The organism is Cryobacterium sp. Hh11 (assembly GCF_004404045.1).
In the GTDB taxonomy this organism is placed as follows: domain Bacteria; phylum Actinomycetota; class Actinomycetes; order Actinomycetales; family Microbacteriaceae; genus Cryobacterium; species Cryobacterium levicorallinum.
The window spans coordinates 20,425-37,316 of sequence record NZ_SOHF01000006.1 but is presented as its reverse complement, the minus strand read 5'-3'; the positions used below and the strand labels follow the sequence as shown (position 1 = coordinate 37,316).

At 65.1% G+C, this 16,892-nt stretch carries 14 protein-coding genes; 11 read left to right on the top strand and 3 right to left on the bottom strand.

The window, feature by feature from the left end; translation table 11 throughout:
* Positions 1–75 precede the first annotated feature (75 nt).
* Together gndA and E3T46_RS01830 are read right to left on the bottom strand one after the other, a co-directional pair.
* Positions 76–1,533 carry an NADP-dependent phosphogluconate dehydrogenase gene (gene gndA, locus E3T46_RS01835; protein ID WP_134577244.1) on the bottom strand — a complete coding sequence of 486 codons (1,458 nt, stop codon included), beginning with the start codon at positions 1,531–1,533 and terminating at the stop codon, positions 76–78.
* 99 nt (positions 1,534–1,632) lie between these two features.
* Positions 1,633–2,415, bottom strand: a complete 783-nt coding sequence (locus E3T46_RS01830) for a FadR/GntR family transcriptional regulator (protein ID WP_134577243.1) — start codon at positions 2,413–2,415, stop codon at positions 1,633–1,635.
* A 138-nt stretch (positions 2,416–2,553) separates the two neighbouring features.
* On the opposite strand from E3T46_RS01830, the gene E3T46_RS01825 reads away from it, so the two are divergent.
* From E3T46_RS01825 to mfd, 11 genes are all read left to right on the top strand, one after another.
* Complete coding sequence (locus tag E3T46_RS01825; protein ID WP_241980404.1) at positions 2,554–3,846, top strand: sugar ABC transporter substrate-binding protein; 1,293 nt, start codon at positions 2,554–2,556, stop codon at positions 3,844–3,846.
* A 95-nt stretch (positions 3,847–3,941) separates the two neighbouring features.
* Positions 3,942–4,865, top strand: coding sequence for a sugar ABC transporter permease (locus E3T46_RS01820; RefSeq protein ID WP_241980403.1), 924 nt, complete (start codon positions 3,942–3,944; stop codon positions 4,863–4,865).
* Entirely contained in the window at positions 4,862–5,743 is an 882-nt protein-coding gene (locus E3T46_RS01815) for a carbohydrate ABC transporter permease (RefSeq protein WP_134577241.1), read from the top strand. The genes E3T46_RS01820 and E3T46_RS01815 overlap by 4 nt, the downstream gene beginning before the upstream one ends.
* A 2-nt stretch (positions 5,744–5,745) precedes the next feature.
* Complete coding sequence (locus E3T46_RS01810) at positions 5,746–6,279, top strand: gluconokinase (protein WP_347232597.1); 534 nt, start codon at positions 5,746–5,748, stop codon at positions 6,277–6,279.
* Complete coding sequence (gene dgoD, locus E3T46_RS01805) at positions 6,266–7,414, top strand: galactonate dehydratase (RefSeq protein ID WP_134577240.1); 1,149 nt, start codon at positions 6,266–6,268, stop codon at positions 7,412–7,414. The genes E3T46_RS01810 and dgoD overlap by 14 nt, the downstream gene beginning before the upstream one ends.
* Positions 7,411–8,088 carry a bifunctional 4-hydroxy-2-oxoglutarate aldolase/2-dehydro-3-deoxy-phosphogluconate aldolase gene (locus E3T46_RS01800; RefSeq protein WP_241980402.1) on the top strand — a complete coding sequence of 226 codons (678 nt, stop codon included), beginning with the start codon at positions 7,411–7,413 and terminating at the stop codon, positions 8,086–8,088. The genes dgoD and E3T46_RS01800 overlap by 4 nt, the downstream gene beginning before the upstream one ends.
* Positions 8,085–9,044, top strand: coding sequence for a sugar kinase (locus E3T46_RS01795; protein WP_134577238.1), 960 nt, complete (start codon positions 8,085–8,087; stop codon positions 9,042–9,044). Before E3T46_RS01800 ends, E3T46_RS01795 begins: the two co-directional genes overlap by 4 nt.
* A 53-nt stretch (positions 9,045–9,097) precedes the next feature.
* Positions 9,098–10,327, top strand: a complete 1,230-nt coding sequence (gene manD / locus E3T46_RS01790; protein WP_134577237.1) for a D-mannonate dehydratase ManD — start codon at positions 9,098–9,100, stop codon at positions 10,325–10,327.
* Between the two features lie 243 nt (positions 10,328–10,570).
* Entirely contained in the window at positions 10,571–11,185 is a 615-nt protein-coding gene (locus E3T46_RS01785) for a 50S ribosomal protein L25/general stress protein Ctc (RefSeq protein ID WP_134577236.1), read from the top strand.
* A gap of 56 nt (positions 11,186–11,241) precedes the next feature.
* Positions 11,242–11,826 (top strand): aminoacyl-tRNA hydrolase, encoded by a 585-nt coding sequence (gene pth / locus E3T46_RS01780; RefSeq protein ID WP_134467337.1) that lies wholly within the window; start codon positions 11,242–11,244, stop codon positions 11,824–11,826.
* A 13-nt stretch (positions 11,827–11,839) separates the two neighbouring features.
* A complete protein-coding gene (gene mfd, locus E3T46_RS01775; RefSeq protein ID WP_134577235.1) occupies positions 11,840–15,460 on the top strand; it encodes a transcription-repair coupling factor in 3,621 nt (1,206 codons plus the stop codon).
* Positions 15,461–15,521: 61 nt separating this feature from the next.
* Here the strand turns inward: mfd and nhaA are convergent, their stop codons facing one another.
* On the bottom strand, positions 15,522–16,892 hold the full coding sequence (nhaA, locus tag E3T46_RS01770; RefSeq protein WP_134479412.1) for a Na+/H+ antiporter NhaA: 1,371 nt from the start codon (positions 16,890–16,892) through the stop codon (positions 15,522–15,524).

Below are 16,892 nucleotides of genomic sequence, written 5' to 3'. Positions count from 1 at the left end.
AGCGACCCGGGTAGACAAAACGGCCGGCAGCATCCGTTATATAAGTGGATGCTGCCGGCCGGCAGAACTGCGGGCCTAGTGAGTCGACGCTTCCGTGGCGATCTCGCTGCGGTCGCCCGACCACAGCGTGTGGAAGGTGCCGGGCATGTCGACGCGGTGGTAGGTGTGCGCGCCGAAGAAGTCGCGCTGTCCCTGCACGAGCGCGGCCGGAAGGCGTTCGCTCGCGAGCGAGTCGAAGTAGCTCAGGCTCGAACCGAAACCGGGAACCGGGATGCCCGACAGTGCGGCGGTCGAGACGACGCGGCGCCACGCGGCTTCACCGGAGGCAATGGCCTCGGCGAAGTACGGGTCGACGAGCAGGGTCGGGATCGACGGGTCGTTGTTGTAGGCATCCACGATGCGGTTGAGGAACTGGGCCCGAATGATGCAACCGCCGCGCCAGATGGTGGCGATGGCGCCCTTGTCGATGTTCCAGCCGTACTTCTTGGCTCCGGCGATGATCGCGTCGAAACCCTGCGCGTAGGCAACGATCTTCGAGGCGTAGAGCGCCTGGCGCACGTCTTCCTGGAAGGTGTGACCGACCACGGCGATCTCGGGGCGAGCCGTGAGGGTGGCGCGCACGGGGCCGCGCTGTTCCGGGTGGCTGGACACGGCGCGAGCGAAGACGGCTTCGGCGATTCCGCCGACGGGAACGCCGAGGTCGAGCGAGTTCTGCACGGTCCAGACGCCGGTTCCCTTCGAGCCGGCCTCGTCGAGAACGACGTCGATGAACGGGGCTCCGGTCTTGGCGTCAACCTGACGCAGAATCTCGGCGGTGATTTCGATGAGGTAGCTGTTGAGTTCTCCGTCGTTCCAGTCGGTGAAGACGTCGGCGATGGCTTCGGGGGAGTGCCCGCCGACCTTGCGGAGCAGGTCGTAGGCCTCGGCGATGAGCTGCATGTCGGCATATTCGATGCCGTTGTGGATCATCTTGACGAAGTGACCGGCACCGTCGGTGCCGATGTGGGTGACGCAGGGCACACCGTCGACGACGGCGGCAATGGATTCGAGGATCGGGCCGAGGGTTTTGTACGCCTCGACGGAACCGCCGGGCATGATGCTCGGGCCGTTGAGAGCGCCCTCTTCGCCACCGGAGATGCCGGCGCCGACGAAGTTGATGCCTTTGGCGCTCTGCTCCTTCTCGCGACGGATGGTGTCGGTGAATTCGGCGTTGCCGCCGTCGACGATGATGTCGCCGGGTTCGAACAGCTCGGAGAGCTGGGTAATGACGGCGTCGGTTCCCTTACCGGCCTGCACCATGATGATTGCGGTGCGCGGCTTGGTGAGCGAGGCGACGAAGTCGGCGATGTTCTCGGAGGCGACGAAGTTCGCTTCCGGGTGTTCGGTCGTGAGTAGGCGGGTTCGCTCAGGGGAGCGGTTGTACACGGCGACCGTGTTTCCCTCGCGGCCGGCGAGGTTACGGGCGAGGTTCGAGCCCATCACCGCCAGTCCGACGACACCAATATTTGCCTGCGCTGCACGGGACTCTGACACGTTTTCTCCTTTGGGACTGTATTGAACAGGCCACTGTCAAGGTTATCCCACGACGCCGGTCGGTCCCACATTCAGGGGTCAGTAGACGCTTGACTGGGCTCACTGCGTTGATTTGCCGTCCCAGATGGAACTCATCTCGCTGAAGGCGCGTTCCATGATGCCGAGCATGGCTTCGTGGGCTGCCTCCGGGTTGCCGCGCTGAATCGCGCTGGCCACATCGACGTGCAGTTGCAGCGCTTCGTTGTGCGGATGCCTCGGCATCAGCCCGTAATTTGTGCGCCCGGTCAGCACTTCGGCGACCAGGGTGTTGAGTTTGGCGAACATCTCGTTGCCCGAACTTGCCAACACCAGACGGTGAAACTCGATGTCGAGCACGAGGAAGGCCTCGGGGTCGTCGGCCTGACCGGCAGCCCACAGCTTGCCGGCCAGCCCCATCAGCTCACTGGCATCCGCTAGTGGAGCGCGGATGGCGGCGAGCCGGGCGGCCTGCGGTTCAATGGCGGTGCGCAGCTCGGTCAGGGAACGCAATTGGGCGATGCGGGCCGGCGAGGCGAGCCTCCAGCGGATGACCTGTGGGTCATACAGGTTCCACTCGGAGGCTGGCAGAATTTGCACGCCGACGCGGCGGCGAGACGCGAGCATACCCATGGAGGCGAGCACGCGGATAGCTTCGCGCACCACCGATCGAGAGACTCCGTATCGCTCTTCGAGCTCCTCGATGCGGAAGACTGACTTGCTCGCCAGCTCTCCGGCGCAGATTGCCAAGCCGAGCAGATCAACGACGCGCGCGTGCAGGCTGGTCGCGGGGGTGTCGTCGTCAAGGCTCGGGGGTAAGTCGACGAGTGGGTCGGCACCCGGCCCGGTCGTCACATTGTGAGTCATGCGGTTGATCATATCGTTCCAGCAATAAACTTGAATAAGTATGCTTTATTCGGTAATGTTTCCTTTCGAGACAGATGTAAAGATGCATTCTGTTGGGGACCGTGGCTCAAAGCGCCGGTTCTGCGAATGGGAGACACAGTGAAGCGTCATTCAGTTGTTCGCGTTGCGGCCATCGTCGCAGCGACATTCTTCGCGGCGGGTACGCTTACCGCGTGCAGTGCCGGTGCCAGTGATGGCGGGGGCTCGAAGACTCTTCGGGTGACCCTCGCCAACCACGTCTGGACCGACACGATCAAGAGCAAGCTGCCCGAGTTCGAGGCGGCCACCGGCCTCACGGTCGAGCTCAGCCAGTACGGTGAAGACCAGCTCTCCGATCAGTACAACGTGAAGCTTAATGCGGGCACCGATGAGATCGACGTCATGATGTATCGCCCGCTCCAAGAAGGCAAGCTGTTCGCGAAGAACGGCTATCTGGCCGACCTGACTGACAACGTCGAGTCGAACGCCGACTGGAACTGGAGCGACTTCCAGTCCGGGCCGGTCGAGTCGACCACCTACGACGGCAACGTCGTTGGCGTACCGATCATCACCGAGCAGGAAGTGCTCTACTACCGCAAGGACCTCCTCGCCAAGGCCGGACTCGAGGTGCCGACCACGATGGACGAGCTCGAAGCCGCGGCCAAGGCAATCAAGGAACAGAACCCCGGCGTGGCCGGCTTCGTCGCCCGTACCGGCAAGTCCGCCGCCGTCACCCAGTTCTCCAGCTTTCTCTACAGCTTCGGCGGTGACTTCATCGACGAAGACGGCAACTCAGCTATCGCCAGCCCTGAGGCCAAGGAAGCCTACGCGTTCTACGGCGGACTGATCCGCGACTACGGTCCGGAGAATGTCAGCACCGACATGAGCTGGCCTGAGGCCATGGCCATCTTCACGCAGGGCCAGGCCGGACTGTACACCGAGGCCGACAGCCTCTACAAGAACGCGACCGACCCCGAGACCTCCAAGGTCTCCGACACCGTCGGCTTCGCACCGATGCCGGCCGGTCCTGGCGGTTCGGCCGCCTACAACGTGCCGTCCTGGGCGCTCGGCGTCAACGCTGAATCGGCCTACACGGATGAAGCCTGGTCCTTCATCGAATGGGCCACCAGCGCGGACCTGACCCTGGAGGTGCAGCAGGACGGCGTTCCCGGTGCGCGCCAGTCGGTCTGGGAAGACCCGGAGGGCACGTCGACCTACCCGGCCGACCTCGCCGCCGCGATCGCCACGAGCACCAAGAACGGTGTCGGTCATGACCGTCCGCTCGTCATCAAGGTGCCCGAAGCGCGCGAGATCGTAGGAGATCCGATCGTCATCGCCATCACCGGCGGCGACTCCGACGCAGCAGCGGATGCCGCGAGCGAGGCTTTTCAGGGAATCCTCGACGACGAATAACCCGCACCACTGAGGCGGGGCGGATGCCGGAACGCGGTCGTCCGCCCCGCCACCCCCTTCTTTCTGAACGTGCAATACCAAGTGTGAGGTGAACGATGACCACAATGGTCACCATCAAGCCCTCAATGTGGAAGAACTATTCCACCTGGGCAAACCGTCATCGCAAGTGGCTCTTCGCTTCCCCCGCGATGATCTTCGTCGGACTGCTCATCGCGGTGCCGCTGGGCTGGACCTTGTACCTCAGCGTGACCGACTCCGAGGGCTCGGTGCGCGCAGCCTCGAACCTGGTCGGATTCAGCAACTACGTCGAGGTGCTCACCGATACGGAACGTTTCTGGCCCGCAGTCATGCGCACGTTCGTCTTCACCGGTGGAGCGCTCGCCGTTGAGCTTGTCCTCGGCATGTGCATCGCCCTGCTGCTCTGGCGCCCGTTCCGCGGCGAGAAATGGGTTCGCGTCGCGATCCTGCTGCCTCTGGTCGCCACCCCGGTTGCCGTCGGCATGATGTGGCGCCTCATCTTCGACCCGAACATCGGCTTCGCCAACCAGGTGCTCAGCTGGATCGGTATTCCGGCCCAGCCCTGGCTGTCCGGCCAGTACACGGCTCTGCCGACGCTCATGTTCGTCGACATCTGGCAGTGGACACCGATGGTCGTGCTGATGCTACTCGCCGGCCTCACCTCACTCTCCGACGAACCCGACGAAGCCGCCCGCATCGACGGCGCCAACGCTTGGCAGAGATTCTGGTTCGTCACCCTGCCGCTGCTGCGCGCCACCGTCATCGTGACCGTCGTGCTGCGCGGAATCGACGCCCTCAAGACCTTCGACATCCTCTATGCCACCAAGGGCAAGGGTGGCGGATCATTCCACGAAGTCGAGACGTTGAACATCTATGCCTTCGGCTTGAGCTTCGACTACAACGACTACGGAATCGCATCCACCGTGCTGATCCTGTTCTTCCTGCTCATCATCGCGATCATGTGGGTACTCACCTACCGCAGAAAGGCGAACCGGTCATGACCACGACCCTGCCAGCCCGGCCTGTCACCCAGAAACCGCGCCCGGTCGCGATCGCACCGCGGCGTCGCAAACCGCGAGCGTACAAAATCTTTCGGGTCGTCGCGCTGACCCTCACGGTGCTGCTGTTCGTCGCTCCGCTGGTGTGGATGTTCGTTGCATCACTCAAAACCAATGTCGACATCTATGACGCCAGCAAGACCCTGTTCTTCACGCCGACGCTCGACAACTACGACAACGTGCTCAGCCGCAACAACTATTTCGGATTCATCTTCAATAGTTTCTGGGTGGCCTTGTTGTCCACTGTCTTCTCCCTGCTCATCGGAGTTCCGGCCGCCTACGCGATGAGTCGTTTCGCGATGCACCGCTCCGCGCTGGTCGTGCTCATGGCACGCATCATTCCGGGCGTCAGCCTGCTCGTACCGTGGTACTTCATCTTCGCCAACATGCGCATGGTCGGCGGCTTCGGCGTGCTGATTCTCTCGCACATGTTCGTCGCCCTGCCGCTGATCGTGTACATCATGATCAGCTATTTCGACTCGACTCCGCTTGAGCTGGAAGAGCAGGCGCAGGTGGATGGCCTCACCCACATCGGCGCGTTCCTGCGGATCACACTGCCGCTGTCGGTTCCGGGACTCGCGACGGCCGGCATTCTCTCGTTTATCTTTTCGTGGAACAACTTCATGTTCGCGTTGGTGCTCTCCGGGGCGAATACCAAGACCCTGCCGGTGGCGATCTTCAACTTCGTCTCGTATGCCAGCATCGACTGGGGGAGCCTAATGGCGGCAGCCGTCGTCGTCACCGTTCCGATCATGGTCATCGCACTGTTCACCCAGAAATACATCGTGTCCGGCCTCACCGCCGGAGCGACCAAGGGCTGAGCGTGGGCCTCCCGCCGATCGTCGTCATGGGTGTGCAGGGCTCAGGCAAATCGACCATCGGTGAATTTCTAGCCGAGCGCCTCGGCGCCCGGTTCCTCGACGGCGATACCCTGCACCCCGCCGCGAACAAAGCCGTCATGGCCGCCGGAAACGCGCTGCAGGATGAACACCGGCTGCCGTGGTTGCACGAGGTGGGGCGATGCCTCGCCGGGGATTACCCGAACGGTATCGTCATCGCCTGCTCGGCCCTGAAACGCAGCTACCGGGACCTGTTGCGCGTTCACGCTTCCGAGTTGTTCGTCGTTGATCCGGAAGGGTCGATCGACCTGATCGCCGCCCGGCTGCGCGCACGCACCCACGAATTCATGCCTCCCGCGCTGCTGCAATCGCAGTTCGACACGCTCGAGGTACGCACAGACGATGAACGCGGCGTGACCGTGGACATCGTTGAACCGCCCGGCACCATCGTCGAACGGATCGTCGCGGCTCTCGCCGCCGAAACAGAAGGGGGTGAGGTTGCCCGTGTCACACATTGAACGAGTCGAAACTTTTCTCGTGGCTCCCCGTTGGCTATTCGTGCGGCTCGAAACCAGCGAGGGCGTCATCGGCTGGGGCGAAGCCAGCCTCGAGGGGCATTCGGATGCCGTGCGCGCGGTGGTCGAACAGTTCGCGGAATACCTCATCGGCGCCGACCCCGACCGCATTGAAGACCACTGGCAGGTATTGACCAAGAGCGGCTTCTACCGCGGTGGACCGGTGTTTGGCAGTGCCGTCTCCGGCATCGACCAAGCTCTGTGGGACCTCAAGGGCAAGTCGCTCGGGGTTCCGGTCTACCAGCTTCTCGGCGGTGCGGTGCGCGATCGCATCCGCATGTACGGCTGGGTCGGCGGCGACGACCCGAGCGGCATCACCGACGCGATCGCGGCCCAGATCGCCGTGGGACTGACCGCCGTCAAGATGAACGCCTCCGGCATTATGAGCAGGGTCGGCACGGTCGCCGAAATCGACGGTGTGCTCGAACGGGTCGCCGCAGCGCGCGCCGTGCTCGGCCCCGACCGTGATGTGGCCGTGGACTTTCACGGCCGGTTCACGCTTGCCAACGCCCGCCGGATCGCCCCGTTGCTCGAACCCCTGCGACCGTTCTTCATCGAGGAACCGGTCGTTCCGGAGAACTCCCACCTGATCGGTCAACTCGCCCAGGCCACCTCGATTCCGATCGGGACCGGGGAGCGGCTTTACACCAGGCAGGATTTCTTGCCGGTATTCGAGGCGGGTATCGCCGTGGCGCAGCCCGACCTCTCGCACGCTGGCGGTATCTCCGAGGTGCGCCGCATCGCGGCGATGGCCGAGGTGTACGACGTGCAGCTGGCGCCGCACTGCCCGCTCGGTCCCATCGCGCTCGCCGCCTGTCTGCAGGTGGGCTTCGCCACCCCCAACTACCTCATCCAGGAGCAGAGCATCGGCATCCACTACAACCAGGGCGCCGAAGTACTCGACTACGTGCTCGACAAACAACCGCTGAAATTCGTCAACGGCAACATTGAGCTGTTGACCGGTTCGGGCCTCGGCATCGAAATCGATGAGGTGGCCGTGCGGGCCGCCAACTCGCGGGGACATACCTGGCGCTCGCCGATCTGGCGGCACGCCGACGGCGCATTGGCGGAGTGGTGACGGCCGTGACGGTCTCGTGCACCCCGGATGATTTTCTCGCCGGGCTGCAGCGTGAACGCCTGCTCGCCATTATTCGTGCCACCGACCCGGACGCTGCGATAGCCGCGTCGCTCGCACTCTTTGCCAGCGGCATCCGCTTTCTTGAAGTGTCCCTCGTCACGACCGATGCGCTCGGAATCATCGCCGAGCTCGCCCGGCTCGCCCCCAGCGACTGCCTGGTCGGTGCGGGAACAGTGCTGACCATCGACGACGTGCACCGTAGTGCCGCTGCCGGCGCAACCTTCATGGTGACCCCGGCGGTGACCGAAGCCATCGCCGAGTCGGCCCGGCTCGGTCTGCCGGTCTGCGCTGGCGCACTCACCCCGACCGAGGTCGTCGCGGCCCGCCACGCTGGCGCCACCGTGGTCAAGCTTTTTCCCGGATCGTTCGGCGGTCCGGCCTATCTCCAGGCCCTGCGCGATCCGCTGCCCGACGTGCCGTTCGTGCCCGTCGGCGGCGTCGATGCTGCACGAGCCGCCGATTACTTCGCGGCCGGAGCTCTAGCCGTGGGGGTCGGCACCCCCCTGCTCGGTGATGCCGCCAGGGGCGGCGACCTCGATTCCCTCCGGGGCCGGGCGGCCGGCTTCCTGGCCGTGCGCGATGACGTGAACCAGCTGGCGGCTTCGCGCGCATGATCAGCCCCGACGTCGTCACCCTCGGCGAGACCATGGTCAGCCTGCGCACCGGCACCCCCCTGCGCCTTGGGGGTGCCCTGCAGATGACGGTGGCCGGCGCTGAATCAAACGTGGCCATCGGCCTCGCCCGACTCGGCCACACCGTGCGCTGGGGCGGCCGCGTCGGCGACGACGAGGTGGGGGTGTTCCTGCTGCGAACCCTGCGCGCCGAGTCGGTGCTCGTCGACACCGTAGCGATCGACGCCGACCGGGATACCGGCCTCATGCTCGTTGAACGGCGCATAAACGACCTGTCCCGGGTGAGCTACTACCGCAGCGATTCCGCCGGCTCTGTCCTCAGCAGAGCGGATGCCGCCGTCTCCCTGGCCGCGACGCCGCGCCTTCTGCACGTCACCGGTATCACGCCGGCTCTCTCGAGCTCGGCCGCTGACGCCGTTACCGAGGCGGTGCGGATCGGTCGCGCGGCCGGCGCTCTGGTGAGCGTCGACGTGAACTATCGCGCCAAACTCTGGAACACGGATGCCGCCCGCGCGACCCTGTCGGCTCTGGCCCGCAGCGCCGACATCGTCATCGCCTCCGACGACGAACTCGGGCTCATTGTGACCGAGGCAGGCACTCCCGAAGCGGAAGAACGGGCCGCGGCCGAGCTCGCGGACTCCGGCGTCAGGCAGCTCGTAATCAAACGCGGGGCATTCGGCGCCAGCGTATATACCGCGGGAGAAGTCGTGCACGCATCGGCAGTCCCGGTGACTGTTCGGGACACTATTGGCGCGGGCGACGCCTTCACCGCTGGTTACCTCTCCGGCGTGCTCGACGCCCTCACGCCGGCCGAAGCGCTGCACCGCGGCACCGTCACCGGTGCCTTCGCGGTCGCCGCTGTCGGCGATTGGGAAGGCGCGCCGACCCGGGCTGAACTCGCCCTGCTCACCGCCCCAGCCGGAACCACCCTGCGCTGACCCGGCATCCGCTTGGCCGCGCTTTTTCATGACCGCACGACCAAGGAGAACGCATGAAGATCGTCAGAGCAGAAGTTATCGTTACCAGCCCGGATCGCAATTTTGTGACCCTGCGCCTCACCACCGACGACGGGTTCGTCGGGCTCGGTGACGCTACCCTGAACGGCCGCGAACTGGCCGTGGTGGCCTACCTGCAGGAACACGTCGTGCCGCTTCTGCTCGGCGCCGACGCCCATCGCATCGAAGACACCTGGCAGTTTCTCTACCGCAGCGCCTACTGGCGCCGGGGCCCGGTCACCATGGCCGCGATTGCCGCCGTTGACGTGGCGCTCTGGGATCTCAAAGCTCAGGCCGCCGGGATGCCGCTGTACCAGCTGCTCGGCGGAGCCAGTCGGGACAAAATTCTCGCCTACGGCCACGCGTCGGGGCGCGACCTGCCCGAACTGTTCGATTCCATTCGCAAGCACCAGACGCTCGGCTACCGGGCCATTCGGGTGCAGACCGCCATCCCCGGCCTGAAAGCCATCTACGGTGTTGCCGCGCAGACCCAGACCAGCGGCAAACGCTACGACTACGAACCGGCCCAGCGTGCGGCCAGACCGGCCGAAGAAGACTGGGATACGCGCGCCTACCTGCGGCACCTGCCGACCGTGTTCGAGGGCGTTCGTGCCGAGTTCGGCGCCGAACTGCCCCTGCTGCACGACGGACACCACCGGATGACGCCGATCCAGGCCGCGAAACTCGGCAAGTCGCTCGAACCCTACGACCTGTTCTGGCTCGAAGACTGCACCCCGGCCGAAAATCAGGATGCCCTGCGGCTGGTGCGCTCGCACACCACCACCCCGCTCGCGATCGGTGAGGTCTTCAACTCGGTCTGGGACTACCAGACCCTGATCAAGGACCAGCTCATCGACTACGTGCGGTCGGCGGTCACCCACACCGGCGGCATTTCGCCCATGAAAAAGATTCTCGACTACGCCGCCCAGTACCAGATCAAGTCCGGCATTCACGGCCCGACCGACATCTCCCCGGTGGGCATGGCAGCGGCACTACACCTCGACCTGGCCATTCACAACTTTGGAATCCAGGAATACATGCAGCACGGCGACGCTACCAACAGCGTCTTCGAACAGTCCTTCAGCTTTTCCGACGGCTACCTGCACCCCGGCAACAGGCCCGGCCTGGGCGTTGAGCTGAACGTCGACGAGGCCGGCAAGTACCCTTACCAGACGGCATATCTGCCCTTCAACCGGCTGGCCGACGGCACCGTGCACGACTGGTGAACCAGGTGCACGACACGCCCGGACTGCGGGGGCGGCCCAAACTGTGTAAGCTTGAGAATCGAACTTCGGCGAGGGATATCGTCACCCGGGCAACCGGGCTGACGGCATCCGTGATCGACGCGGCGGACGAGACCTTGGGCTTTTCCTCACGCTGACATGCGTTCGAGTTGAATCAGTACCCCCATCTTCGGGCCTCGGCCCGAAGACCACGATCTGGGTCTTATACCCGCTAGGAGTAACACCATGGCTAAAAAAGAAGTAAATGCCGTCGTCGCTGAACTGCGCGAAAACTTTGGCAAGGGTGCGGCCCGCAAGCTGCGCGTGCTCGGCCTGATCCCGGCCGTCATCTACGGCCACGGCACCGAGCCGGTGCACGTGTCGCTGCCCTCGCACCGCATCGGTCTGCTGCTGCGTCGCAAGAACATGATTCTTGAGCTCGATCTCGCCGGCGAGAAGCAGCTTGTGCTGGTCAAGGACGTGCAGAAGGACCCGGTCAAGGCCATCATTGAGCACATTGACCTCATCGTCGTGCGCAAGGGTGAAAAGGTGCAGGTTGAGGTCCCCGTACACACCACCGGCGAATCGTTCCCCGGCACCATGGCCGACTTCGACACCAAGTCGCTCCTGCTCGAAGTTGAAGCCACCGACATCCCCGAGAACCTCCAGTTGTCGATCGAGGGCCTCGAAGACGGCGCGCAGCTGCACGCCAAGGACGTCACGCTGCCCGCCGGCGCCGTGCTCGTGTCCGACCCCGACACCCTGGTCATCTACGTCCACACGCCGCGTGGCGAGGACGAGTCCGACGAGACCGAGGTCATCACTGCTGGCACCCCGGCCGCCACGCCGCCCGCCGCGTAACAATTATCTTCACTCGGTTCTCGCGGGGTTTTCCAACACTTAGGCGGAGGATTCCCCTGGATACGAACCTGTGGCTCGTAGTCGGGCTCGGTAACCCCGGGCCCGACTACGCTGGCAACCGCCACAACGTCGGGCAGATGGTCACAGGGCAACTAGCCAATCGTCTGCCCGCGAATTTCAAGCGTCACAAAACCGCCGCCCTGGTCGCCGAGGGGCGACTGGCTCCCGGCGCACCCAAGCTGGTGCTGGCCAAGCCCACCACGTTTATGAACGTCTCCGGCAGCCCGGTCGCCGCGCTGCTGCGCTTCTACTCGCTGCCCATTTCCCGCCTCATCGTCGTGCACGATGACCTGGACCTGCCCTTCGACACCCTCAAGATCAAGGTTGGCGGCGGTCACGGCGGCCACAACGGCCTGCGCGACATTATCGCGGCCACCGGAAGCAACGAGTTCATTCGCATTCGCATGGGCATCGGCCGGCCGCCGGGCCGCCAGAACGCGGCCGACTTCGTATTGCACGACTTCGCAGCCGCCGAGCGCAGCATTCTGCCCGTCTTAATAGCGGATGCCGCCGACGCGATCGAATTGATCGCCACCGACGGCGTCGTGGCGGCCCAACAGAAGTTCCACTCGCCCGCGTAGGTAGACTCGTTCAGTGATCCTTCAGGGCTTAATCGCAGCGCTCGCGCGCGCCTCCACGTTCGACAACGCCCTCGCCTATGCCAGCCGGGATGCTGATTTCAGTCTGACCGAGGGACTGCGTGCCCCGCTGCTCGCCGCGCTGCTTGACCTGCGCCGCGATGATGCTCAGGCGCTGTTCGTCATCACCGCGACCGGCCGCGAGTCCGAGGCGCTGCGCGAGAACCTCGGCTGCTTCGCCACGAGCGCGGAGATCATCGACTTTCCAGCCTGGGAAACCCTCCCGCACGAACGCCTGAGCCCGAGCGCCGAGATCGTCGGCAAGCGCCTGCACGCCCTGCGGCGGATGCGCGAGTGGCAGGAGCAGGACGCGCGCGAGCGGCATCCGCTTATCGTCGTCGCCTCGGTGCGAGCCGCCCTGCAGCCGGTCGCCGACAACCTCACCGACTACGAACCGATCGAACTGACGGTCGGAGCCCGCGGGCACGACCTCTCGGCGATCGTGCTGCAGCTGGTCAATGTGGCCTACGCCCGCGTCGACATGGTCACCCGGCGCGGCGAGTTCGCCGTGCGCGGCGGTATTCTCGACGTCTTTCCGCCGGTCGCCTCGCACCCCTACCGGGTGGAATTCTTCGGCGACGAGGTCGAGCAGATTCGCCTGTTCAGCGTCGCCGACCAACGGTCCTTGCCCGAACCGGTCGCAGCCGTCAGCCTGCCGCCGAGCCGGGAACTGCTGCTCAGCCCTGCCGTGCGGCAGCGCGCCCAGGAAATGCAGCACGAATTTCCGAGCCTGTCCGGTCTGCTCGCCAAGATCGCCGAGGGCATCCCGGTCGAGGGCATGGAAAGCCTCGCCCCCGCCCTGGTCGACCGGCTGGTGCCGGTCACGCACTACCTGCCGAGCAACGCTGCCGTCGCCGTGATCTCGCCGGAGCGGGTCGCAAGCCGCGCGATCAGCCTCGCCGAGACCAACCGTGAGTTTCTCGGTGCCGCCTGGAGCGCTGCCACGGCCGGTGCCGACGCGCCGATCGACCTCGAATCCGGCGACTTTCTCACGCTCGGCCGCCTGCGCGACAGCGTCAAATATTCGGCTCCCGGTGCACCGGCGTCCGGCCACCACTGGTGGACCCTGAGCACGTTCCAGGCGGCGCCGACCGACGAGGCGGTTCTGCCCGAACACCGCGAAATGGACGAACTGCTCACCATTCGCATCGAAGCGGATGCCGTCCCCACCTTCGCCGGCAGCGTCGACGGGGCAGTGGGTCATGTCGCCTCCCGACTGCACGACGGCTGGGTCGTCGGTATCGTCGCCCAGGGGGCGGGGCTGGTCGAGCGGGCCGCGCAGGTTTTGGCCGAGCGCGAACTTCCGGTGCGCGTCGTAGACGTGTGGCCGCTGGAACCGGAGGCCGGTATCGCCTACCTGTTGAAGGCATCCGTCGATCACGGTTTTGAGCTGCCGACCAGCAAACTCACCCTGATCAGCGAGAGCGAATTTTACGGGCGCACCGTCGGCTACTCGGCCAGGCAGATCAAGAAGCTCGCGAGCCGCCGCAAGAATGTCGTCGACCCGTTGCAGCTGGTTGCCGGTGACCACGTCGTGCACCAGACGCACGGCATCGGTCGTTTTCTCGAACTGACCCAGCGCGAGGTGTCGAGCGGCGGGCGCAACCCGGTCAAGACCACCCGCGAATATCTGGTGCTGGAATATGCGGCGTCCAAACGCGGCCACGCCGGCGACCGGCTGTATGTGCCGACCGACCAGCTCGACCTGGTCACCCGGTATGTCGGCGGGGAGGCGCCGACCCTGAGCAAGATGGGCGGCAGCGACTGGTCGAGCGCAAAGACCAAGGCACGCAAGGCGGTGCGCGACATTGCCGTCGAGCTGGTCAAGCTGTATTCGGCGCGGATGGCGAGCAAGGGTCACGCCTTCGGGCCGGACACCCCCTGGCAGCGCGAGCTCGAAGAAGCCTTCCCATTCGTGGAGACCCCCGACCAGCTGACGACGATCGACGAGGTCAAAGCCGACATGGAACGGCCGATTCCGATGGACCGGCTGCTCAGTGGCGACGTCGGTTTCGGCAAGACCGAGGTGGCCATTCGTGCCGCATTCAAGGCCGTGCAGGACGGCAAGCAGGTGGCCATGCTGGTTCCGACCACGCTGCTGGTCAGCCAGCACATGGAAACGTTCAAGGAGCGCTTCGCCGGGTTCCCGATTCACCTGCGCGCTCTGTCCCGATTCCAGACCGATAAGGAGTCGCGCGAGACGATCGCCGGAATGCTCGACGGCACTGTCGACGTCGTCATCGGCACGCACCGGCTACTGTCGCCGTCGATCATCTTCAAGGATCTCGGCCTGGTCATTATCGACGAGGAACAGCGCTTTGGTGTCGAGCACAAGGACGCCTTGAAGAAGCTCAAGACCAACGTGGATATTCTCGCGATGAGCGCGACCCCCATTCCGCGGTCGCTGGAGATGGCGGTAACCGGAATTCGCGAAATGTCGACCCTGGCCACCCCGCCCGAGGACCGGCACCCCATCCTGACCTTTGTCGGACCGTACTCGCAACGGCAGGTGGCTGCGGCCATCCGTCGGGAACTGCTGCGCGAGGGTCAGATCTTCTTCGTGCACAACCGCGTCACGAGCATCAACCGCATCGCCTCGGAGCTCGCCGAACTGGTGCCGGAGGCGCGCATCGCGATCGCGCACGGGCAGCTGCCCGAGGCTCAGCTCGAGCAGGTGGTCGGCGACTTCTGGGAGCGCAAGTTCGACATTCTGGTCTGCACCACGATCATCGAAACCGGCCTCGACATTAACAATGCGAACACGATCATCATCGACCGGGCCGACAAGTTCGGCTTGAGCCAGCTGCACCAGCTGCGCGGCCGGGTCGGTCGTGGGCGTGAGCGGGCCTACGCCTACTTCCTCTACGACGAGAACAAGCCGCTGTCGGAGACCGCGCACGATCGGCTCGCCACGATCGCGGCGAACAACGAACTCGGTGCCGGTATGCAGGTGGCCCTGAAGGACCTGGAGATTCGCGGTGCCGGAAACCTGCTCGGCGGCGAACAGGCCGGGCACATCGCGGGCGTCGGCTTCGACCTGTACCTGCGCATGATCGGCGAGGCCGTGTCGACGTTCCGCGGCGATGTCGCCGAGGGGCAGACCGAGCTGCGGCTCGAGCTGCCGGTGGACGCGCACATTCCGCACGACTTCGTCGACAGTGAGCGGCTGCGTCTCGAGGCGTACCAGAAGCTGTCCAGCGCGAGCTCGCCGACGGCGGCCGACGACCAGATCGACCTCGTGGTTGAGGAACTCACCGACCGTTACGGCGAACCGCCGGTGCCGGTTCAGAACCTGGTGGCCGTGTCGCGGCTGCGCTGGCAGGCGCAGCAGGCGAACCTCAGCGAGGTCGTCGCCATGGGGTCGAACCTGCGGGTTGCTCCGGCCGATCTGGCCGACTCCATTCAAATCCGGTTGCAGCGGATGTATCCCGGCTCACGTTACGTGTCGGCCACTGGGGCGCTCAGCGTGCCGATGCCACGGCCGAACGGTGAGCCGCTGGATGACAACGCCCTGATCGAGTGGACCAAGTCGCTGCTGACCGCGATCTTCCCGCCGGCCGTTCTGTCCGCCACTTAACCGTTAACGCAGACAGCACCGTCGTTGCAGGAACGACGGTGCTGTCTGAGTCAGCGGATGCTTAGCCCTTCGACGGCTGTTCCGTCTGGTACACATCCGGGATGCCGTCGCTGTCGCTGTCGATGGCTTCCTTATCGGCAATGCGACCGTAGTGACGGTTGCGGGAGCGCAGGATCGCGGTGGCCAGCAGGGCGGCGAGCAGCGAACCGACCAGGATGGCGACCTTGGCGTGATCGTCGTGCGGGCTGCCCTGGCCGAAGGCGAGCTCGCTGATCAGCAGGGACACGGTGAAGCCGACGCCGGCCAGCAGGGACACGCCGATGACGTCGATCCAGGCCAGGTCGGGGTCGAGGGTTGCCTTGGTGGTTTTGGTCACGATGAAGGTGGCCAGCAACACCCCGATCGGCTTGCCGACCACGAGAGCGACGACGATGCCGACAGCTACCGGGTCGGTGATGGCCTGGTACAGACCCTCGGCGCCGCCGAGGGTGACGCCGGCGGAGAAGAACGCGAACACCGGAATCGCGAAACCGCTCGACAGCGGGCGAATGCGGTGCTCGAGCACCTCGGCCAGACCGGGCCCGGCGTCGGGGCCGCCGCTGCGCTTGCTGCGCAAGACCGGCACCGCGAAGCCGAGGAGCACACCGGCGACGGTGGCGTGCACACCGGAGCCGTGCACGAGCGCCCAGGCGATGAAACCGAGCGGCAGCAAAATGACCCAGGCTGCCCACGCCTTGTTCTTGAAGAAGTAGGAGAACCGGTGGGTGATCACCCAGAACAGGGCGAGGGGCACGATGGCGAGCAGCAGCAGCGGAACATTCATGTCCGTCGTGTAGAAGAAAGCGATGATGGCGATGGCGAGCAGGTCGTCAACGACAGCGAGGGTCAGCAGAAAAATGCGCAGCGCGGCCGGCAGCTTCGACCCGATCACGGCGAGCACGGCGAGGGCGAAGGCGATGTCGGTCGCGGTGGGAATCGCCCAGCCGCGCAGCGTCTCAGCCCCGGTTTCGAGGTTGATCAGCACATAGATGAGCGCGGGAATGATCACTCCGCCGACGGCGGCCGCCACCGGCACGATGGCCCGGCTCACGCTCCGCAGGTCCCCAGCGACAAATTCGCGTTTGAGTTCGAGTCCGGCGAGGAAGAAGAAGATGGCGAGAAACCCGTCGGCCGCCCAGGCGCCGAGGCTCAGCTCGAGGTGCCAGGGGGCGTAGCCGATCTTGTAGTCGCGAAAGGCGTAGTAGGCGTCGGAGAAGCCGGAGTTGGCCATGATCAGCGCGGCCACGGTCGCGGCGAGCAGAATGGCGCCTCCGACGGTTTCCTTCCGCAGAATGCGAGAAATCCGCACGAATTCGTTGTGGCTGCCGCGGCGAAGCACGGTGGCGGTCGACGGGGTGGCCTTCGAAGCTGGCAGGTTGGATGGTTCGGTCAT